At 65.4% G+C, this 17,733-nt stretch carries 17 protein-coding genes and 4 pseudogenes; 8 read left to right on the top strand and 13 right to left on the bottom strand.

The window, feature by feature from the left end; genetic code table 11:
• Positions 1–119: 119 nt before the first annotated feature.
• Both LE190_RS14760 and LE190_RS14755 read right to left on the bottom strand, forming a co-directional pair.
• Positions 120–407: a hypothetical protein gene (locus LE190_RS14760; protein WP_225239411.1), complete on the bottom strand. Its 288-nt coding sequence runs from the start codon at positions 405–407 to the stop codon at positions 120–122.
• 54 nt (positions 408–461) lie between these two features.
• Positions 462–646: pseudogene (locus tag LE190_RS14755) on the bottom strand (IS481 family transposase); the annotation flags it as partial.
• 69 nt (positions 647–715) lie between these two features.
• Between LE190_RS14755 and LE190_RS14750 the strand changes: the two are divergent.
• From LE190_RS14750 to LE190_RS14740, 3 genes and pseudogenes are all read left to right on the top strand, one after another.
• A pseudogene (locus LE190_RS14750) lies at positions 716–1,022 on the top strand (IS66 family transposase); the annotation flags it as partial.
• Between the two features lie 714 nt (positions 1,023–1,736).
• Positions 1,737–2,297, top strand: coding sequence for a hypothetical protein (locus LE190_RS14745; RefSeq protein WP_225239410.1), 561 nt, complete (start codon positions 1,737–1,739; stop codon positions 2,295–2,297).
• Positions 2,298–2,320: 23 nt separating this feature from the next.
• Positions 2,321–2,696: pseudogene (locus LE190_RS14740) on the top strand (transposase); the annotation flags it as partial.
• 240 nt (positions 2,697–2,936) lie between these two features.
• On the opposite strand, the gene LE190_RS14735 reads toward LE190_RS14740, so the two are convergent.
• The 6 genes from LE190_RS14735 to xapA all read right to left on the bottom strand — a co-directional run bounded on the left by LE190_RS14735 (position 2,937) and on the right by xapA (position 10,251).
• Positions 2,937–3,341 carry a cytidine deaminase gene (locus LE190_RS14735; protein ID WP_224945226.1) on the bottom strand — a complete coding sequence of 135 codons (405 nt, stop codon included), beginning with the start codon at positions 3,339–3,341 and terminating at the stop codon, positions 2,937–2,939.
• 18 nt (positions 3,342–3,359) lie between these two features.
• Positions 3,360–4,682 carry a thymidine phosphorylase gene (gene deoA / locus LE190_RS14730; protein ID WP_225239409.1) on the bottom strand — a complete coding sequence of 441 codons (1,323 nt, stop codon included), beginning with the start codon at positions 4,680–4,682 and terminating at the stop codon, positions 3,360–3,362.
• A gap of 160 nt (positions 4,683–4,842) precedes the next feature.
• Positions 4,843–7,221 carry an aldehyde dehydrogenase family protein gene (locus tag LE190_RS14725; protein ID WP_369598431.1) on the bottom strand — a complete coding sequence of 793 codons (2,379 nt, stop codon included), beginning with the start codon at positions 7,219–7,221 and terminating at the stop codon, positions 4,843–4,845.
• Positions 7,222–7,239: 18 nt separating this feature from the next.
• Positions 7,240–8,196, bottom strand: coding sequence for a deoxyribose-phosphate aldolase (deoC, locus tag LE190_RS14720; protein ID WP_225239407.1), 957 nt, complete (start codon positions 8,194–8,196; stop codon positions 7,240–7,242).
• Positions 8,193–9,386, bottom strand: a complete 1,194-nt coding sequence (locus tag LE190_RS14715; protein WP_225239406.1) for a phosphopentomutase — start codon at positions 9,384–9,386, stop codon at positions 8,193–8,195. Before LE190_RS14715 ends, deoC begins: the two co-directional genes overlap by 4 nt.
• A gap of 22 nt (positions 9,387–9,408) precedes the next feature.
• Positions 9,409–10,251, bottom strand: a complete 843-nt coding sequence (gene xapA, locus LE190_RS14710; protein WP_225239405.1) for a xanthosine phosphorylase — start codon at positions 10,249–10,251, stop codon at positions 9,409–9,411.
• A gap of 275 nt (positions 10,252–10,526) precedes the next feature.
• Here xapA and LE190_RS14705 point away from each other — a divergent pair, with 275 nt between their 5' ends.
• The 3 genes from LE190_RS14705 to LE190_RS14695 are packed head-to-tail and all read left to right on the top strand — an operon-like array spanning position 10,527 to position 13,546.
• Positions 10,527–11,687 carry a carbohydrate kinase gene (locus LE190_RS14705; protein WP_225239404.1) on the top strand — a complete coding sequence of 387 codons (1,161 nt, stop codon included), beginning with the start codon at positions 10,527–10,529 and terminating at the stop codon, positions 11,685–11,687.
• 4 nt (positions 11,688–11,691) lie between these two features.
• On the top strand, positions 11,692–12,612 hold the full coding sequence (locus tag LE190_RS14700; RefSeq protein ID WP_225239403.1) for a pseudouridine-5'-phosphate glycosidase: 921 nt from the start codon (positions 11,692–11,694) through the stop codon (positions 12,610–12,612).
• 13 nt (positions 12,613–12,625) lie between these two features.
• Entirely contained in the window at positions 12,626–13,546 is a 921-nt protein-coding gene (locus LE190_RS14695) for a LysR family transcriptional regulator (RefSeq protein WP_225239417.1), read from the top strand.
• Here the strand turns inward: LE190_RS14695 and LE190_RS14690 are convergent.
• Entirely contained in the window at positions 13,533–13,742 is a 210-nt protein-coding gene (locus tag LE190_RS14690) for a hypothetical protein (protein ID WP_225239402.1), read from the bottom strand. The two genes, LE190_RS14695 and LE190_RS14690, sit on opposite strands and share 14 nt — an antisense overlap.
• 205 nt (positions 13,743–13,947) lie before the next feature.
• Here LE190_RS14690 and LE190_RS14685 point away from each other — a divergent pair, with 205 nt between their 5' ends.
• Positions 13,948–14,355 (top strand): hypothetical protein, encoded by a 408-nt coding sequence (locus LE190_RS14685; protein WP_225239401.1) that lies wholly within the window; start codon positions 13,948–13,950, stop codon positions 14,353–14,355.
• A 19-nt stretch (positions 14,356–14,374) separates the two neighbouring features.
• On the opposite strand, the pseudogene pcp reads toward LE190_RS14685, so the two are convergent.
• From pcp to LE190_RS14665, 4 genes and pseudogenes are all read right to left on the bottom strand, one after another.
• Positions 14,375–14,998: pseudogene (pcp, locus tag LE190_RS14680) on the bottom strand (pyroglutamyl-peptidase I); the annotation flags it as partial.
• Entirely contained in the window at positions 14,998–15,951 is a 954-nt protein-coding gene (locus LE190_RS14675) for a DUF979 domain-containing protein (protein WP_225239400.1), read from the bottom strand. The gene LE190_RS14675 and the pseudogene pcp, both read right to left, overlap by 1 nt.
• On the bottom strand, positions 15,948–16,646 hold the full coding sequence (locus LE190_RS14670) for a DUF969 domain-containing protein (protein WP_225239399.1): 699 nt from the start codon (positions 16,644–16,646) through the stop codon (positions 15,948–15,950). The genes LE190_RS14675 and LE190_RS14670 overlap by 4 nt, the downstream gene beginning before the upstream one ends.
• Before the next feature lie 78 nt (positions 16,647–16,724).
• Positions 16,725–17,027, bottom strand: coding sequence for a YciI-like protein (locus LE190_RS14665; protein WP_225239398.1), 303 nt, complete (start codon positions 17,025–17,027; stop codon positions 16,725–16,727).
• A 171-nt stretch (positions 17,028–17,198) separates the two neighbouring features.
• On the opposite strand from LE190_RS14665, the gene LE190_RS14660 reads away from it, so the two are divergent.
• The gene (locus LE190_RS14660) at positions 17,199–17,732 is read left to right on the top strand and encodes a DUF2231 domain-containing protein (protein WP_225239397.1); all 534 of its coding nucleotides are present in this window, start codon (positions 17,199–17,201) and stop codon (positions 17,730–17,732) included.
• The last annotated feature ends 1 nt before the right edge of the window (position 17,733 follow it).

Genomic DNA, 17,733 nt, shown 5'->3' with positions numbered 1-17,733 from the left:
GCGGCGTCGCTCTTCGGACACCGTCACGACTTCGATGGTTTGCTTGTTACTAGTCATACTCACAGTCTTATTCCTATCCGTAAGGATACAGCATCAACTGTGTCTGGTGAATCAAGGGGCTATTTCACTCCAAGCGTATCGCCTAGCATGAGGCCCATGAATGCCCCGCGGTACCGGTCGGCCACCTCTGAACTGTCTGCGCCGAGGTGCTTCAGGTGAGCAAACAGCGTCGATCGCGTCGCCAAGCTTGTGCGAGTACGGAATTTCCAGTAATCGCTCAGCCAAGGCGTTTTTAGTTTGTAAGCTTCGCCAAACCTTCCGCGGATCGGGTGAAAACCCATGTCCGCAGGGAATTGGGACCGTCGTTTCATTTCCGCGACTGCCGCGTCAACACTGGAAGAACTCATGGTAACTCCTCAAGAACTATCTCTGTCTTGCCCGTTTTAGGGTTCACTGTTCGGCTAACTGTCAAGTCTCGAGTGATCATAAACGCGCTTGACGAACAGGTCAGGTTTATTGCGCTGCCATTCCTTGAGTGCCTGGATCGGTGTTTTGGTACCGATAGCACGTTGAGGAATGTAGTCGTTGTATAGCTTGAAGTACTGAGCAAAGTCGTCTCCAGATCGGCCCTGCTGTCGAATCGGGTTTGCTGCATAGTTGTTAATGGGGGCCACGCAGCACCGTCGCCATCGGCAGTGGCAGCGGCACGGGCAAGGCCATCGAACACGCCCTCAAGCGCTGGCCAGCCCTGGTGCATTACGCCAGCTCCGGCATCCTCCCAATCGGCAACAACCCGGTCGAGAATGCGATCCGCCCGATCGTCATCGGCAAGAAGAACTGGTTGATTGCAGGCTCAAACGGGCTGGCCGCCGCGCTGCCGCAATCCAGAACCTGTTTGCCACTGCCAAACTCAACGGGCTGGATCCGGCCCGCTGCCTTGCCGACACCCTCAAAGACTGCCAACCTGCCCGAACAGCAAGATCGATTCCCTGCTGCCATTTGCCGACGCTATACCGGCTTAACTGTGCGGTGAAGGTAGGACGGCGGGACGCTTACCTGGGTTGTGAGCAGAATGAGTTGTCGTCAGCATCGAGCGCGGCTCTTCGTCGGATGCGTTGCCTCAACAGTAGCTCTCGTTGCGTCCTCTACACTTCACGAAAAAGCAAGCGAAATGTCAACGTCCTTATGGAGAGGTAATGGTTGCGAAGCATCATATCGTAAATGCCAAGAACGGTTGGGTCCTAATAAAATCGGAACCAAGCGGCCAGCGGATCGCAGTTCCGGAGTTGCTAAGGGTTGAATTAACTGACACAAGAAATGGCCGTGATTTCTTTACGGTAGCAGAAGGTGTACACAAGGGGGACGTTTCTCAGTTCAATCAGGGTATCTCGCGGTAAGCCGAACGCACCATAAACTTGCGGTGCATCTTGAGTTTAGCCAAACCGGGAAATTACTGTCGTATCCGGGTGGTCGAGTTGGGACAATTACTTCGCCGTACAACCCAACACCGCCTGGCCTTCATCCGATACAGATACCGGACTTTCCCCATCCGAAAGGGCGACATTATCGATCGATGTCACCGTATGCTGAAACTTGGTTCTTCCTCGGCCACGGTCATGCATCAGCGGGGAATGATCGCTATTTGCATACTGGGCAAGTAAGCGCCGGTTGCATCACCGTCGATCCATCCGCCTGGACTGAACTTTACGAGCATCTTATATCTTGCAGGAGTAACGATGCTAAAACGATTGGCACTCTTCGCGTTCTTCGCTAGCGGAGCTGCCTGGTCCGATCTGTTAGCCAGAGAGAAGCCTGTCCCTAAGCTGGCCCAAACCGAGTTACATGAGCCGGCGGTGGTCGCCGCTTGGCTAAAAGAAAACGCGAGCAAAGCGGATCAAGCCGCGGCAAAGGAATTTTTCGATTTGGGGACACGGGAAAAATCTGAGCACCGGTGGTCGCCTGCTGTCAAATCGTTCGGCGAAAGCGCGATTCGCTATCCTAGTCCGCGTACCCTCAATGAATATGCGGATATTTTGTTAATTTTCTTTTCCAATATTAGGGCGCGCGAGAAAGATATTCGCGCACATGCTGCCAATGACCTAACGGCTGTGGAATCAGTGTATCGGTCAGCGATTGCCGCAGACTCAGTGCTAAACACGATGACCCAACATGAGCGACAGCAGACGCGCGAAAACGCAGACTGTCTGGCGGCGTATTTGCGAAGCCGCACAGGCACGGCGACTTGTAAACCACTGCACAAATATGGGTTAATTCGGAAGGCGCCGCCTGAACGCTAAGTATTGAGCCAACTTCCTGGCACGAGCGCATTGCCAGCGCCAGCGGCGATGGGGCGCACGATACGAAGGACTGCCACGAAGCCATCTCCCTGCGCGAAGCCGATACCCTCATCTCGACCTGCAAGAACGCCAAGCCCTGGAAGGCAAACCCCTGCGGTGCCAATGAACGTAACGACATCCTACGGACGACAAAAAACTTGGTACGGACGATATGGAAGAGGTGGAGCGGCTACCACCGTCGCAGCCTTGTTGAAACGAAAGATGCGCTGCTTCAAGCTGCCGGGCGAACGCGTCATGGCACGCGACTTTGACCGTCAGGTCGGCGAGCTACAAGTGCGGGCTGCCCTGCTGAGCCGCCTTACCCAGCTAGGCAGGCCAAGCACGGTCCCAGTATTATAAAAGGATCTACACATAGCGTCAGCTCGGCCTGGGCTCGATTTGTTCAACATGCATGGACGCATCCTGCTTTTGCTCGGTTTAACCAATGATTGAACGAGCATCTGGCGCACCTGTCAGCGTCAACGGAAAGTAGGTAATAACGATGCCAGTCAGAAAACACGAAGCGCTGCCGCGTTACCGCAAGCAGCGCTTCCTGTAGCGGCAACGGTGCCGCTCACACGGCGCCGATCCTGCCTGAGCCTACCTGTTCAGCTCCCACCCACCAAACGCGTTCGGCAACTGCTCGGCCGCCGTCGTTTCAAACACGTCGCCCTTCAGGTTGGTGAGCACCACCGGCAGCGCATTGCCGCCCAGTTCCAGGATCACCTGGCGGCAGGCGCCGCAGGGAGCGATCGGACCGTCGGTCTGGCCGATCACGGCCAGGGCCGAAAAATCGCCCGGTTTGTAGCCGCTGGCGATGGCGCTGAAAAAAGCGGTGCGCTCGGCGCAGTTGCACAGGCCGTAGGACGCATTTTCCACGTTACAGCCGCGGAAGATGCGGCCGTCCTTGCACTCGAGCGCGGCGCCGACCTGGAACTTCGAGTACGGCGTGTAGGCCAGTTCGCGCGCGGCGCGCGCTTCGTCGATGAGTTTCGCGTATTTCATGGCGCGCTTCTTCTCTCGTTAAGGACGAATGGTCTTGTAGATCATCGGCTCGGCCGCCGCTTTCCCGGCACCGATCTGGTATGCCGCCTGCACCTGGCGCACCGCCTGCTCGGCGGCTTCGCTGGTGCGCGCATGGACCATCGCCAGCGGCTGGCCGACGGCGATGCTGTCGCCCAGTTCCACCAGGCCGGTCAGGCCGACTGCGAAGTCGATCGTGTCCTGCGGACGCACGCGGCCGCCGCCCAGGGCCACCACCGCCAGGCCCAGGCCGCGGGTGTCGACCGAGGTCGCGTAGCCGGCCTGCAGGCTGGGTACCGGCACGATGACCGGTGCGGTTTCCAGGTGCGCGTCCGGCTTGTCCATCAGGTCGGCCGGGCCGCCCAGCGCGGTCACCATGCGGGCGAAACGCTCGGCCGCTTCGCCGGAATCGAGCGCCGCCTGCAGCCTGGCGTGCGCTTCTTCATGGCTTGCGGCGATGCCGGAGATGACCAGCATTTCGGCGCACAGCGCCATCGTCACTTCGTGCAGGCGGCTTGGTCGCGACTTGCCGGTCAGGTAGTCGATGGCGACGCGCACTTCCACGGCGTTGCCGGCCGCCGGGCACAGCGACTCGTTCATGCCGGTCAGGATGGCCGAGGTGCGGGTGCCCGCGCCATTGCCGACGTGGACAATGCTCTCGGCCAGCTCCACCGACTTTTCATAGGTCGGCATGAAGGCGCCACTGCCGACCTTCACGTCCATCACCAGCGCGTCCAGGCCGGCCGCCAGCTTCTTCGACAGGATCGAGCCGGTGATCATGGCCACCGATTCCACGGTCGCCGTGGTGTCGCGGATACTGTAGAAGCGCTTGTCGGCCGGGGCCAGCTGGGCGGTCTGGCCGATGATGGCCACGCCCACGTCTTTCACGACCGCGCGGAACTTGTCCGGGTCGGGCACGGTGCTGTAGCCCGGGATCGAATCGAACTTGTCGAGGGTGCCGCCGGTGTGGCCCAGGCCGCGGCCCGAGATCATCGGCACCAAGCCGCCGCAGGCCGCGATCATGGGGCCCAGCATGAGCGAGACCACGTCGCCGACGCCGCCGGTCGAGTGCTTGTCGACCACCGGACCCGGCAGGTCAAGGGATTTCCAGTCGAGCACCTGGCCGGAATCGCGCATCGCCAGCGTGAAAGCGACGCGTTCGTCCATGTTCATGTCGTTGAAGTAGACCGCCATCGCCAGCGCGGCGATCTGGCCTTCGGTGGTGCTGCCGTCGGGGATGCCGCGAACGAAGAACTGGATCTCTTCGGCGCTCAGGGTGCCGCCGTCACGCTTCTTGCGGACGATTTCTTGGGGGAGGAACATACTTAAACCCTTTTCTATAACGTAGGGTGGGCGGCTCCGCCGCCCACGCGGTGATAGTTAGCTGATGCCGGACCTTGCACGAGATCGGAGCCATCACGTATCACCGCGTGGGCGGGAGACCCGCCCACCCTACAAAGCGTCCATTGACGCAAACAATGCTTTAAACGCCGTACGGAATCCAGACGTTCTTCACCTGGCTTGCGTGCTGCAGCACGGTGCGGCCGCAAGCCTGCTTCGCATCGAACCAGTCACGGCCCTTGGCGCCGCCGACCCAGGTGCGCTTGAGCGATTCGCTCGATAAGCGCTCGACTTCCGCGCAACCCTCGGCAGAGCCGTCGTGGCGCCACACGGCATCCACGTCCGCGTGCGAAGCCAGCGTGCGCGCCAGTTCCGAGCTTGATCCGGTGACGATGTTCAGCGCGCCGCCCGGCAGGTCGGAGGTGTCCAGCACCTGGTACAGATCAAGCGCCGACAGCGGCGCCGCTTCCGACGGCACCGCCACCACGCGGTTGCCCAGCGCCAGTGCCGGCGCGACCAGCGAGATGAAGCCCAGCAGCGGATTCTCGTTCGGGCAGATGATGCCGATCACGCCGACCGGCTCGTTCAGCGCCACCGTGATGCCGTGCATCGGCGGCTGGTGGGCCGCGCCGTCGTACTTGTCGCACCAGGCGGCCCAGTAGAACAGACGGTCGATCGACGCCTGCACTTCGCGCGCGGCATCCTTGCTACCTGTCTGCGCGGCGATGCGCCCGGCGAATTCGTCGGCGCGGATCGCCAGGTTCTCGGCGATGTAGTACAGCACCTGGGCGCGGTTGTGCGCGGTGGCCTTGGACCAGCCGGCCGCCTTGTGCGCTGCTTCGACGGCATTGCGGATGTCCTTGCGGTTGCCTTCGCCGACGTCCGCCAGGAAGGCGCCATTCGCGCCCATGATGGCGCGGCTGTAGGCGCCATCCGGGCGTGCCTGCTTGCCGCCGATATAGAGCTTGGCGGTGCGGTCGACGGCGAACGGGCTGCCTTCGTCTGCGGCTTTCACGCGTCCCTTCTCGGCCACGATTGGCAGTGCCGGGCGTGCGTCTTCCGCCAGCGGGGTCAGGTACTCGTACATGCCCTCCTTGCCGCCTTCGCGGCCGAAGCCCGATTCCTTGTAGCCGCCGAAGCCGCAGGCCGCGTCGAACTGGTTGGCGGTGTTGATCCACACCACGCCGGCCTTGATCTGCGGCGCCACGTCCAGCGCCAGCGAGATCGATTCCGACCACACGCAGGCGGCCAGGCCGTACACGGTGTTGTTCGCCAGCTGCACGGCCTCGGACGGGGTGCGGAAGCTCATCGCCACCAGCACCGGACCGAAGATTTCGGCTTGCGCCACGGCGGCCGAGGTCGAGGCGCCGGTGATCAGGGTCGGCAGGTACCAGGAGCCGGCGGAAGGCAGCTCGCAGCCCGGCTGCCACACGTCGCAGCCCTCGGCGCGGCTTGACTCCACCAGCGCGTGGATGCGCTGCTGCTGGATCGGGTCGACCAGCGCGCCGATGTCATTCGATTTATCCAGCGGCGAGCCGACGCGCAGGTTCTGCATGCGGGTCTTGACCTTGGCGATGAAGCGGTCATAGACCGATTCCTGCACCAGCAGGCGCGAGCCGGCGCAGCAGACCTGGCCCTGGTTGAACCAGATCGAGTCGACCAGGCCTTCCACGGCCGCGTCGAGATCGGCGTCGTCGAACACGATGAAGGGCGACTTGCCGCCCAGTTCCAGCGACAGTTTTTTACCGGTGCCGGCGGTGGCCTTACGGATGATGCGGCCCACTTCGGTCGAGCCGGTAAAGGCCAGCTTGTCGATGCCCGGGTGATTCACGATCGCTTCGCCCACGGCGCCGTCGCCGGTGACGATGTTGACCACGCCGCTTGGGACGCCAGCCTGCTGGCAGATCTCGGCGAACAGCAGCGCGGTGAGCGGCGTGAACTCGGCCGGCTTGAACACGATGGTGTTACCGGCGGCCATCGCCGGGGCGATCTTCCATGCCAGCATGAGCAGCGGGAAGTTCCACGGCACGATCTGGCCGACCACGCCCACCGCACGGTAGTCGGCGAATTCTTCCGACTGCAGCGCGGCCCAGCCGGCGTGGTGGTAGAAGTGGCGCGCGGCCAGTGGCAGGTCGGCATCGCGGGTTTCGCGGATGGTCTTGCCGTTGTCCAGGGTCTCGAGCACCGCGAACAGGCGAGCGTGCTTCTGCAGCAGGCGTGCCAGTGCGTACATGATCTTCGCGCGGCCGGCGCCGCCCATGGCGACCCAGCCCGGCTGCGCGCGGCGCGCAGCCTGCACGGCGCGCTCGACGTCTTCGCTCGTCGCTTGCGTCACCTGCGCCAGTTCGGTGGCATCGGCCGGGTTGTTGGTGGCGAAGGTCGTTGCCGCTTCGCTCCACGCGCCATCGATGAACAGTCCAAAACGGCGTCCATGCTGGTCCAGCCACGCATTCGCTTCCTTGGTGCTTTCTGGTGCGGGGCCGTAATCCATAGTCTGAAGAATCTCTTTAATAGTTGGCATGACGAATCCGTTACTGTTTTATGGTTGCGCGTGGCGGTGGGCGGCCGAGTAGTTGCCGGTCACGTAGTGGTCGAGCTGGCGTTCGATGTCGGTCATCAGGCTCGACGCGCCGATGCGGAACAGGTGCGGCTGCAGCCAGTCGTTGCCGAGTTCTTCCTTCATCACGGTCAGGTACTGCAGCGCGGCCTTGGCGGTGGAGACGCCACCGGCCGGCTTGTAGCCGACCTGGAAGCCGGTCTGCTCGTAGTAGTCGCGGATCGCGCGGGTCATCACCAGGGAGACCGGGATGGTGGCGTTGACGCCCTCCTTGCCGGTCGAGGTCTTGATGAAATCGGCGCCGGCCATCATGCAGACCATCGAGGCCTTGGCCACGTTGTCCAGGGTGACGATGTCGCCAGTGGCGAGGATCGCCTTCACGTGCGCGTCGCCGCAAGCCTGGCGGTAGGCCAGCATTTCGTCGTACAGCGCCTGCCAGTTACCCAGCAGGACATGCTGGCGCGTGATCACGATGTCGATCTCGGTGGCGCCGGCGGCGACCGACAGCGCGATCTCGCGCAGCTTGGTTTCCATGCTCGACAGGCCGGCCGGGAAGGCGGTCGACACGGCGGCGATCGGCAGGCGGCCTTGCAGCACTTTCACGGCCGGCCCGATCATCTCGTGGTACACGCAGACGGCGCCGGTAGTGAGCGATTCCAGGCCCAGGGCCTCCATCAAATCGGCGCGCAGCGGGCGCATCGCCTTCATGCACAGACGCTCGACGCGGCCCGGGGTGTCGTCGCCACCCAGGGTAGTCAGGTCCATGCATTCGATGGCGCGCACCAGCCAGGCGGCCTGGTATTCCTTCTTGACGGTACGGCGGTTCGCCAGGCTGGCGGCGCGGCGGTCGGCCGCGTTGCGGTTCACCTTGACGTGCTTGACCAGGCCGAGGTCGAGGCCGACGGCGGTGTTACGTTTGAAATCCAGGGGCTGGGTCATAGCAGTGCGGTTCCGTTCGAAAGTGGTTTGACGCCAAGGTGCTTGGCAAGCGTTGCGCCGATATCCGAGAAGGTATGGGCGATCGGCAGTTCCTGCGGGGCGACATTCGGGCCGAAGAAGATCATCGGGATGTGCTCGCGGGTGTGGTCCGAGCCCGGCGCGGTCGGGTCGCAGCCGTGGTCGGCGGTGATGACGACCAGGTCGCCGTCCTTCAGCTTGGCCATGAATTCCGGCAGGCGCGCGTCGAGTTCGTGCAGCGCGTTCGCATAGCCGGCGACGTCGCGGCGGTGGCCGAAGTGCATGTCGAAGTCGACGAAGTTCACGAAAGTGAGCGACTTCGATGGCGCGGTGTCGGCGGTTTCGAGCAGGCGGTCGAACAGGGCCATGTTGTCGGCGCCCTTGATCAATTGGGTCACGCCCTGCGCCGCGAAGATGTCACTGATTTTCCCTAAAGCGATGACTTCGCCCCCTTCGTTTTTCACATGGTCCAGCAGCGTCGGCGCGGTCGGCGGCACGGCGTAGTCGTGGCGGTTGCTGGTGCGCTTGTAGTCGCCGTTGGCGCCGGTGAACGGACGCGCGATCACGCGGCCGATGTTGTAGGGCTTGACCAGCTCGTAGGCCGCTTCGCAGACTTCGTACAGGCGCTCCAGGCCGAAGTGCTCCTCGTGCGCGGCGATCTGCAGCACCGAGTCGGCCGAGGTGTAGAGGATAGGCTTGCCGCTGGCGACATGCTCGTCGCCCAGCTCGTTGATGATGGTGGTGCCGGACGCGTGGCAGTTGCCGAGCCAGCCCGGCACGCCGGTCTGCTCTTGCAGCTTGTCGGTCAGCGCTTGAGGGAAGGACGGCACCGTCTTCGGGAAGTAGCCCCAGTCGAACAGCACCGGCACGCCGGCGATCTCCCAGTGGCCGCTCTGCGTGTCCTTGCCGGTCGACTGCTCGCGCGCGACGCCCCAGGCGCCGGTGAAGCCCTCGCGCTGGCGGAAGCCGGCGGCCCACTCGCCGCTGGCCTTGTGCGCGGCTGCGGCCAGGCCGAGGCGCTCGAGGTTCGGCAGCGACATCGGCTTGCCCTCATTGGAAGCCCACTTGGCGATGTGGCCGAAGGTGTTGGCGCCTGCGTCGCCGTACTTGTCGGCATCGGGCAAGGCGCCCAGGCCGAACGAGTCAAGCAGGAGGATGAATGCGCGTGACATGGATCGCTCGCTTTCCGAAAAATTAAGCTTCGCTGCGCGGGGTCGCGCCCAGGCGTTCGATGAAGGAGTGGATCAGGGTGACCAGGTCTTTGGCCGCGACGGCCGCGTACTTCAGGGTCTGCTCGTGCGACAGCGGGAACGGGGTCAGGCCTTCGGCCAGGTTGGTGATGGCCGAGATGCCGGCGACCTTCAGGCCGCAGTGGCGCGCCGAGATCACTTCCGGCACCACCGACATGCCGACCACGTCGGCGCCAAGCGCCTTGAAGGCGCGGATTTCGGCGGCGGTCTCGAAGTTCGGGCCCGGGCAGGCCAGGTACACGCCTTCGTTCAGGGTAATGCCATTCGCGGCCGCGGTTTCCTTGATCAGGGCGCGCAGCTCGGCATCGTAGGCATTGGCCATGCTGAAGAAGCGCGGACCGAAGCGCTCGTCGTTCGGGCCGGCCATCGGGCTGCCCGGCAGCAGGTTGATGTGGTCGCTCAGGACCACGACGCTGCCCGCGTCCACTTCGGGGCGCAGCGAGCCGGCGGCATTCGTCACCAGCAGCATCTCGCAGCCGATCAGCTTGAAAGTGCGCACGGCGGACGTCATCACGGCGGCGCCATAGCCTTCATAGAAGTGGCCGCGGCCCTTCATGCACACCACCGGCACGCCGGCCAGGGTACCGAGGACGAGTTCACCGGCGTGGCCATGCACGGTGCTGATCGGGAAGCCCGGCAGGTCGGCGTAGCTGATCGATACGGCGTCAAGCATCTGCTCGGCCAGCACGCCCAGGCCCGAGCCCAGGATCAGTGCGGCGCGCGGCGTGAAACCGGGTTTGCGGGCCTTGATGACGTCTGCTGCTTCGAATGGGGTATTGCTGAACATGGGTGTCCTTGTGTGCGGAATCGGGGAATGGTGAGAGGCTGGCACCGTTGTTGCTAAAGCAAGGGCACATATCAGCCGGAATATTATAACTATGCATGATGGCCAATATGTATGGCAAATACCATTTTTCTTGTCGATTTATTGCTTTAAAAAATAAATTACGCGTTGTATCGTTGAGCCGGGGCAAACAACAGGACAAAACAGTTTGACTCAATGTAGACATTTGTCTAGTATCCATAAACACTTGTTTAATCACTGCCTTGTAGCGAGCCACCGTGACCGACCAGCCCAAGAAGGAACAGTTGTACGAGCTCATCCGCGGGAATCCCTTCATTTCCCAGCAGGAGCTTGCCACCCAGCTCGGGCTGTCGCGTTCCGCCGTGGCCAACTACATCGCCACGCTGGTGCGCGAGCGCCGCATCCTCGGACGCGCCTATGTGCTGCCCGACCAGCGCCCGGTCCTGTGCATCGGCGCGTCCAACCTGGACCGCAAGCTGCGCACCACCGCCAGGCTGGCGCTCGGCACCTCGAATCCGGCCACCCTGGAGGAATCCTTTGGCGGCGTGGCCCGCAACATCGCCGAAAACCTGGCGCGCCTGGGCACACCGACCGCCCTGGTGACGGCGGTGGGCGGCGACGCCTCCGGCCGCGCCCTGCTCGCCCACGCCGAGGAAGCCGGCATCGACACGCGCGGCGCCCTGCGCCTGGACGGGGCCAGCAGCGGCACCTACACGGCGGTGCTTGACGAGGATGGCGAGATGGTGCTGGCCCTGGCCGACATGGCGCTCAACGAACGGCTCGACCCGGCCTTCCTGGCCACGCGCCAGCAGCAGCGCGCCGGCGCCGCGCTGATCGTGGCCGACCTGAACCTGCCGTCCGAGAGCATCGCGGCCCTGCTGGAGGACGCGCAGCGCGATGGCGTCCCGCTGGTGCTGGTGGCGGTGTCGGAACCGAAGATGGCGCGCCTGCCGCGCGCCCTGCCCGGCCTGCGCCTGTTGATCCTGAACGAAGGCGAACTGGCGGCGCGCGCCGGCCGCGCGCTGGATGGCGATGACGCGATCGGCGCAGCCTGCCGCGAACTGCAGGCCCAGGGCGTGCAGGACATCGTCGTCACGCGTGGCGCGCGCGGCGTGCTCTACACCTGCGCCACCGCCCCGTCCGGACTGGCGCGCCTCGATGCGCCGGCGGCCCGGGTGGTCGACGTGACCGGCGCCGGCGATGCCTTCGCGGCCGCCGTATGCTGGTCGCTGTATACGAGTAACGGCGGCAGTTACAACGGCAGCAACGACAGCGACCTTGCCCTGGCCTGCCGGCGCGGCCTGCAGCTCTCCAGCCTGACCATCGGCTGCGAGCAGACCGTGTTCCCGGCGCTTACCCCCGGCCACCTCGATGGCCCGGCCCCGGCTATTCCTTACAACGACTCCAACCTGGACTGAACCCATGCACTCCTTCCTCCTGTTCTCGCCCGAAGTGGCGGCCGCGCGCGCCGCCGGCAAACCCGTGGTCGCGCTCGAATCGACCATCATCTCGCATGGCATGCCTTATCCGCAGAACGTGCAGACCGCGCGCGAAGTCGAGCAGATCATCCGCGACGCCGGCGCGGTGCCGGCCACCATCGCCGTCATCGAGGGCAAGATCTGCGTCGGCCTGGACGACGCCCAGCTGGAACTGCTCGGCGCTTCTCCCGATGCGATGAAGGTCAGCCGGCGCGACCTGGCCTACGTGCTGGCGCAGAAGCGCCTGGGCGCCACCACCGTCGCCGCCACCATGATCTGCGCCCAGCTGGCCGGCATCGAGGTGTTCGTCACCGGCGGCATCGGCGGCGTGCACCGCGGCGCCGAGACCAGCTTCGACATCTCGGCCGACCTGCAGGAGCTGGCCCGTACCAGCGTGGCGGTGGTGTGCGCCGGCGTGAAGTCGATCCTCGATATCGGCCTGACCCTCGAATACCTGGAGACCCAGGGCGTGCCGGTGCTGAGCGTCGGCCAGCCCGGCTTCCCGGCTTTCTTCACGCGCGAGAGCGGTTTCAGGGCCGACTTCCAGCTCGACACGCCAGAAGAACAGGCGGCATTCATCCGCACCAAGTGGCAGCTCGGCCTGGCCGGCGGCGTGGTGGTCAGCAACCCGGTACCGGCCGACGCGGCCATGCCGTCGGCGGAAATCGACGCCATCATCGCCCAGGCCCTGGGCGAGGCGCAGCAGCAGGGAGTCAAGGGCAAGGCCGTCACGCCCTTCCTGCTGGCACGCATCAAGGAACTCACGGGCGGACGCAGTCTCGATACCAACATCGCCCTGGTCAAGCACAATGCCCTGGTCGGCGCGCAACTGGCGCTGGCGCTGAATGCCACCCCGCACGCCTGAACCCCCGCCCGCCATGTCGATCGACCTGAAACAGCTGCGCTACTTCCTGGCGGTGGCCGAGGAAAAAAGCTTCTCGCGCGCCGCCGAGCGGCTGCACATCTCGCAGCCGCCGCTGAGCCAGCAGATCATGAAGCTCGAAGCCGAACTTGGGGTGCGCCTGTTCACCCGCACCACGCGCAGCTTCGAGCTGACCGTGGCCGGCAAGGCGCTGATGGCGGAAGCGGCCGAGCTGCTGGCGCGGATGCGCATGACGATCGACACCATCCGCCAGATCGACCGCGGCGAAGTCGGGCGCCTGCGGGTCGGCATCGTCGGCTCGGCCATGTGGGGCCCGATCCCAAGCCTGCTCGAACGCTTTCAGAGTCAATTTCCGCGCGTGACCTGGACCATCCACGAGCTGGGCCCGAACGACCAGTGGGAAGCACTGCGCGCGCGCCAGATCGACATCGGCTTCTGGCGCGAGCCGCGCATCGACGCCGACGTGCTGAAGCAGGCCAAGCTGCGCCAGGACCTGTGCTTCCGCGAGAACGTGTGCGTGGCGATCAACGAGAGGCATCCGCTCGCCGCGCAGGAGTCCATCGAACTGGCCGACATCGCGCACGAGCCGATGCTGACCCTGCACCTGGACCAGTCGGCCGAACCGCGCTACCTGATCCAGTGCTGCGTCAACGCCGGCTTCCAGCCGACCATCTTCCAGGAAGCGGCCGAGCCGCAGACCCTGCTGGCGATGGTCGGCGCCGGCCTCGGCGTGGCGCTGCTGCCGCAGACCACCAGCCGCATCGGCTGGCCCGGGGTGCGCTTCCTGCCGATCCGCAGCAACCCGCCCTCGGCCAACCTGTACATCGCCTATCCGGTGGAGGGCGATGCGCCGGTGGTGCGCGCCTTCCTGAACATGCTGGCGCCGGAAGAAGACCGCGACCTCACTGGCGCCTGATCTCGACCGCCACCGTGCTGAGCGAGGCGATCTGGTGGCGCCGGTCGGCCGGCCGGGTCAGCACCCGCACCGCGACCGCCAGCGGCACGCCCAGCCTGGCCAGTCCGGTGGCGGCATGCGAAGGTCCCTCGCTGGCAGCCTCGTGGATGGCAGCGTCGATGAGCAGGGCGGTCTTGTAGTCGGTACGGCGGTCCATTGATTCATCCTAACACCCGCCCCGCCGCCTTCCAAGACCACCCGCATTTCAACAAAATCGATCAGCTCATCGGCATCGATAAATTTTGCTGAAAAGGCAATCTTTTCTCTATTCTGCGTTACTTCGCGCACCGTTCTCATCTACCCATTGGTGCACACTCTTGTCAAAAGATGAATAACCTGAACCCTTTTACAAGGAGCACACCATGAAAACCACCGCAACCATTTCCGCCCTGATGCTGGCTGTCGCCGTGATGGCCACCGGCTGCAAGAAAGCCGACGACAACCCGAACATGGGCCCTGCCCAGGAAGCTGGCGCAGCCGTCGACAACGCTGCCGCGAATGCCGCCCAGGAAACCCGTGAAGCTGCGCAGAATGTCGAGAACGCGACCGAAAACGCCGCCGCACGCGTGGACGCCGCCGCCGACCGCGCCGGCGAAAACATCGAGCAGGCCGCCGACAAGGCCGGTGAGAACATGCGCGAAGCCGGCGCCGAGATCAAGCAGGAAACCAAGGAAGCCGCCGCCAACGTGCGTGAAGCGTCGGACAAGGTGGGCGACAAGACCGGCGCCGCGCTGGAACGCGCTGGCGAGAAGCTGCAAGAGAAACGCTGATCCTTCGACCGGCAGCAGCCTGCGCCACGTCGCGTTCCACCTCCACCGCCGTTTCCACTGCCGTCATGAGGCCGAGGATGATATCGTCCAGCGGCATCGAGGGCGGCGCGTCCGGCCGCTCCTCGGCCTGCTCGGGCAGGAAGGGCACGTGGATGAAGCCGGCGCGCACCGGCGTGCCGGCGGTGTGGTCCATCAGCGCGTAGAACACGTGGTTGCAGACAAAGGTGCCGGCGCTCTGCGATACGCCTGCGGCGAGGCCCTTGCCGCGCAGCGCCGCCGCCATCGCCTTGAGCGGCAGCGTGCTGAAATAGGCAGCCGGGCCGTCTTCCCGGACCGGGCGGTCCACCGGCTGCCGGCCGGCATTGTCGGGAATCGACGCGTCGTCGACATTGATCGCCACGCGCTCCACCGAGATCTCGGCCCGTCCGCCGGCCTGGCCGACGGCGATCACGATGTCGGGCGCCAGTTCATCGACCAGCGCGCACAGGGCGCGGCTGGCCTCCACGAACACGCAGGGCAGCTGGCGCGCCTCGACCCGGAAGCGCGCGCCGCTCCACCCATCCAGCGCGCGCACGGCTTCCCAGGCCGGGTTCACGCGCGCATGATTGAACGGCTCGAAGCCGGTAAGCAGCACGGTTTTCATCACTGGTTCATCAGGAAGTACAACAGGAAGATATTCGCGGCCAGCAGCGGCAGCGCGGTCGGCACCTGGGCCCGGATCACGGCGTTCTTGTCGGGCAGCTCGAGCAGCGCGGCCGGCACGATGTTGAAGTTGGCCGCCATCGGCGTCATCAGGGTGCCGCAATAGGCGCTGAACATGCCGATCGCCGCCATCACCGCCGGGTTCGCCCCGTACATGCCGACCAGCACCGGAATGCCGACTCCGCCCGCCATCACCGGGAAGGCGGCGAAGCCGTTGCCCATCACTACCGTAAACAGGGCCATGCCGATGCAGAACACCGCCACCGCGACGAAGCGCGAATCCATGTCGATGTAGGAGGTCGTCACATGCGCCACCGCCTTGCCCACGCCGGCCTCGGTAAACAGCAGGCCGAGCACGGCCAGCATGTGCGGCAGCACGAAGGCCCAGCCCACCGCGTCGACCAGGCGGCGCGTCTCGCGCACGCCCTGCAGCGGCGTCGCGCGCGTGAGCCAGCAGGCCGCGCCCAGCGCCAGCAGGGCGGCCACGCCGAGGGCGGCCAGGGTCAGGTGCTTCGGGTCGAGCAGCGGCAGGCCGTCCACCTGCACCTCGGAAAAGACGGTGGCGCCCAGCATGGTCGCCAGCGGCAGGACCAGCGCCGGGATGAACAGGCGGTTGCCGAGCCGGGCGCTGGAGGCGCGCCGCTGCTCCTCTGGCGGCACGTCGGGCTTGCCCCCGGCGACGCCCCGGAAGCCGGCCAGCAGCGCCATCAGGATCATCAGGGCGCCCACGAATGCCGGCGGCAGGCGTTCGCCCGCCAGGTAGAGCAAGGCGTACAGTCCCCAGAACAGCGCGCTCGTGAAGCGGCGCGGATTGCTGCGGTCGCGCAGGTTCATCAGGGCGACGGCCAGGAACAGCAGGCCGGCCACGAGGTACAACAGCTCGAGCGAGATCATGCCTTCGGCGCTCCCATCTCGCGCAGGATGTGCGCATCGAGCCGGCGCAGGTTCCAGGCATGGATGGCGAAGGCGGTGACGGCGGTCGGGATGCCCCACAGGGCCATGTGCAGCGGATTGACCGTGATGCCTTCGGCGTTCAGGATGGTCTGCATCAGGACGATGGCGCCGAAGGCGACAAAGATGTCTTCGCCGAAGAACAGGCCGACATTGTCGGTGGCCGCGGCCATCGCGCGGATGCGGTGGCGCAGCGCTTCGGGCAGGCTGCCGTGGCGAGTTTCGGCCGCGGCTTCGGCCATCGGCGCCACCAGCGGGCGCACCATCGACGCCTGGCCACCCAGGCTGGTCAGGCCGGCGGCGGCCGAGGTCTCCCGCGCGAACAGGTAGACGATCAGGAGGCGCCCGGCCGTGGCCGAGCGTACCCTGGCGATCGCGGCCTGGGCCCGTTCGCGCAGGCCGGCGCGCTCGAGCAGGCCGATCGCCGCCAGTGGCAGCAGCAGGATCAAGGGCAGGTTGCGCGTCTTGACGAAGGCGGTGCCGAGCGTGGCGAGGATGGCCTGCACCGGCATCGCCGCGGCCAGGCCGGTGACGCCGCAGGCGGCCACCACCACCAGTACCGGGTGGGCGCGCAGCAGGAAGCCGGCGACGATCACGGCGACGCCGAGCAGCGGCCACAGGTTGACGGCAGTGTGCATGAACTCTCCGGCTGGTCGATAGCCGGACAATCTTACCCCAAGTTCAGTGCGAGTTTGCCGTCGGAAAGCCTGGCGCGATCAGCCCGGATGCACCGGAGCGAAGGCCGCCTCGCCCACCACGGTATTCCACTGCCGCACGTGGAAAGCGCGCACCAGGCCGTGGGTGACATAGGGATCGCGGGCGGCGAACAGCTGCACCGGCTCCGGCGTGTCGCAGCTGAACACCAGCACGGCCCGGTCGCAGGGTTCGGCCAGCGCGCCGGCCAGTACCAGCTCGCCCCGCCGCTGCGCTTCCCAGGCCAGGGTCAGATGGGCATCGCGGAACTCGGCGCGGCGTTCGAGGTAGTCGGGAGCAAGGTCATACATCAGCAGGTAGTGCACGGGAACTCCGGTCGGTGGCGGCGGCAAGGCCTGGAGGGCCGATCTTACCGGATCGGCGCGTCCGGCGGCGACCGCCTGGCCAGCCGCGCCGCACGCCAGCCCAAGCGTGCGTTGTCCCGCCCTGCCCTATGCCACACTGGCCGCGTGAACAACTACTGCCAGGAGCACGCGATGAACAAGATCACCCTCGCCGGCCAACCCCTGCATGCGGTCCTGGGCGCCGCGCCGGCCGTCCTCATTCCCTTCGGCTTCATCCTCGACGCCATGCACAGCGCCACCGGCGACGAGGACTATGCCAAGGCTTCCTACCTGAGCATGGCCGGCGGCATCATCGGCGGGCTGGCAGCGGGGATGGCCGGCGTGGCCGACTACGTGGCCGACAAGCCGCAGGGCGAGGCGCGGCGCGAAGGCCAGCTGCACGGCGCGCTGACCGGCGCCGCCCTGCTGGTGGGCGCCGCCAATCTCGTGCTGCGGCGCCAGGGCACGCATGCGCGCGGCGGCTCGCTGGCGCTGACAGCCTTATCCGCGGCCGGCGTGCTTGCCTCCGAGTACCTGGGCCAGCGCATGGGCAAGGAAGCGGGAACGGGCGAGCGCGCCGAAGCCGGCGTGCATGCCGACCAGGACGACATCCGCATCGACCACCGTGCGCCGGATGTGGAACAATACGTCGCCGCCGGACCGTCCTCGCTGCATGCCCCGGAATGAG

It is taken from the genome of Massilia hydrophila, assembly GCF_020208145.1.
Taxonomy (GTDB): domain Bacteria; phylum Pseudomonadota; class Gammaproteobacteria; order Burkholderiales; family Burkholderiaceae_D; genus Telluria; species Telluria hydrophila.
This window is presented reverse-complemented; position numbering and strand designations above follow the sequence as displayed.

What these genes read in the sequence shown, in the direction of transcription:
- LE190_RS14760 (WP_225239411.1), bottom strand. Translation starts at nt 407, where the DNA reads ATGAGTTCTTCCAGTGTTGACGCGGCAGTCGCGGAAATGAAACGACGG.
- LE190_RS14745 (WP_225239410.1), top strand. Translation starts at nt 1,737, where the DNA reads ATGCTAAAACGATTGGCACTCTTCGCGTTCTTCGCTAGCGGAGCTGCC.
- LE190_RS14735 (WP_224945226.1), bottom strand. Translation starts at nt 3,341, where the DNA reads ATGAAATACGCGAAACTCATCGACGAAGCGCGCGCCGCGCGCGAACTG.
- deoA (WP_225239409.1), bottom strand. Translation starts at nt 4,682, where the DNA reads ATGTTCCTCCCCCAAGAAATCGTCCGCAAGAAGCGTGACGGCGGCACC.
- LE190_RS14725 (WP_369598431.1), bottom strand. Translation starts at nt 7,221, where the DNA reads ATGCCAACTATTAAAGAGATTCTTCAGACTATGGATTACGGCCCCGCA.
- deoC (WP_225239407.1), bottom strand. Translation starts at nt 8,196, where the DNA reads ATGACCCAGCCCCTGGATTTCAAACGTAACACCGCCGTCGGCCTCGAC.
- LE190_RS14715 (WP_225239406.1), bottom strand. Translation starts at nt 9,386, where the DNA reads ATGTCACGCGCATTCATCCTCCTGCTTGACTCGTTCGGCCTGGGCGCC.
- xapA (WP_225239405.1), bottom strand. Translation starts at nt 10,251, where the DNA reads ATGTTCAGCAATACCCCATTCGAAGCAGCAGACGTCATCAAGGCCCGC.
- LE190_RS14700 (WP_225239403.1), top strand. Translation starts at nt 11,692, where the DNA reads ATGCACTCCTTCCTCCTGTTCTCGCCCGAAGTGGCGGCCGCGCGCGCC.
- LE190_RS14695 (WP_225239417.1), top strand. Translation starts at nt 12,626, where the DNA reads ATGTCGATCGACCTGAAACAGCTGCGCTACTTCCTGGCGGTGGCCGAG.
- LE190_RS14690 (WP_225239402.1), bottom strand. Translation starts at nt 13,742, where the DNA reads ATGGACCGCCGTACCGACTACAAGACCGCCCTGCTCATCGACGCTGCC.
- LE190_RS14685 (WP_225239401.1), top strand. Translation starts at nt 13,948, where the DNA reads ATGAAAACCACCGCAACCATTTCCGCCCTGATGCTGGCTGTCGCCGTG.
- LE190_RS14675 (WP_225239400.1), bottom strand. Translation starts at nt 15,951, where the DNA reads ATGATCTCGCTCGAGCTGTTGTACCTCGTGGCCGGCCTGCTGTTCCTG.
- LE190_RS14670 (WP_225239399.1), bottom strand. Translation starts at nt 16,646, where the DNA reads ATGCACACTGCCGTCAACCTGTGGCCGCTGCTCGGCGTCGCCGTGATC.
- LE190_RS14660 (WP_225239397.1), top strand. Translation starts at nt 17,199, where the DNA reads ATGAACAAGATCACCCTCGCCGGCCAACCCCTGCATGCGGTCCTGGGC.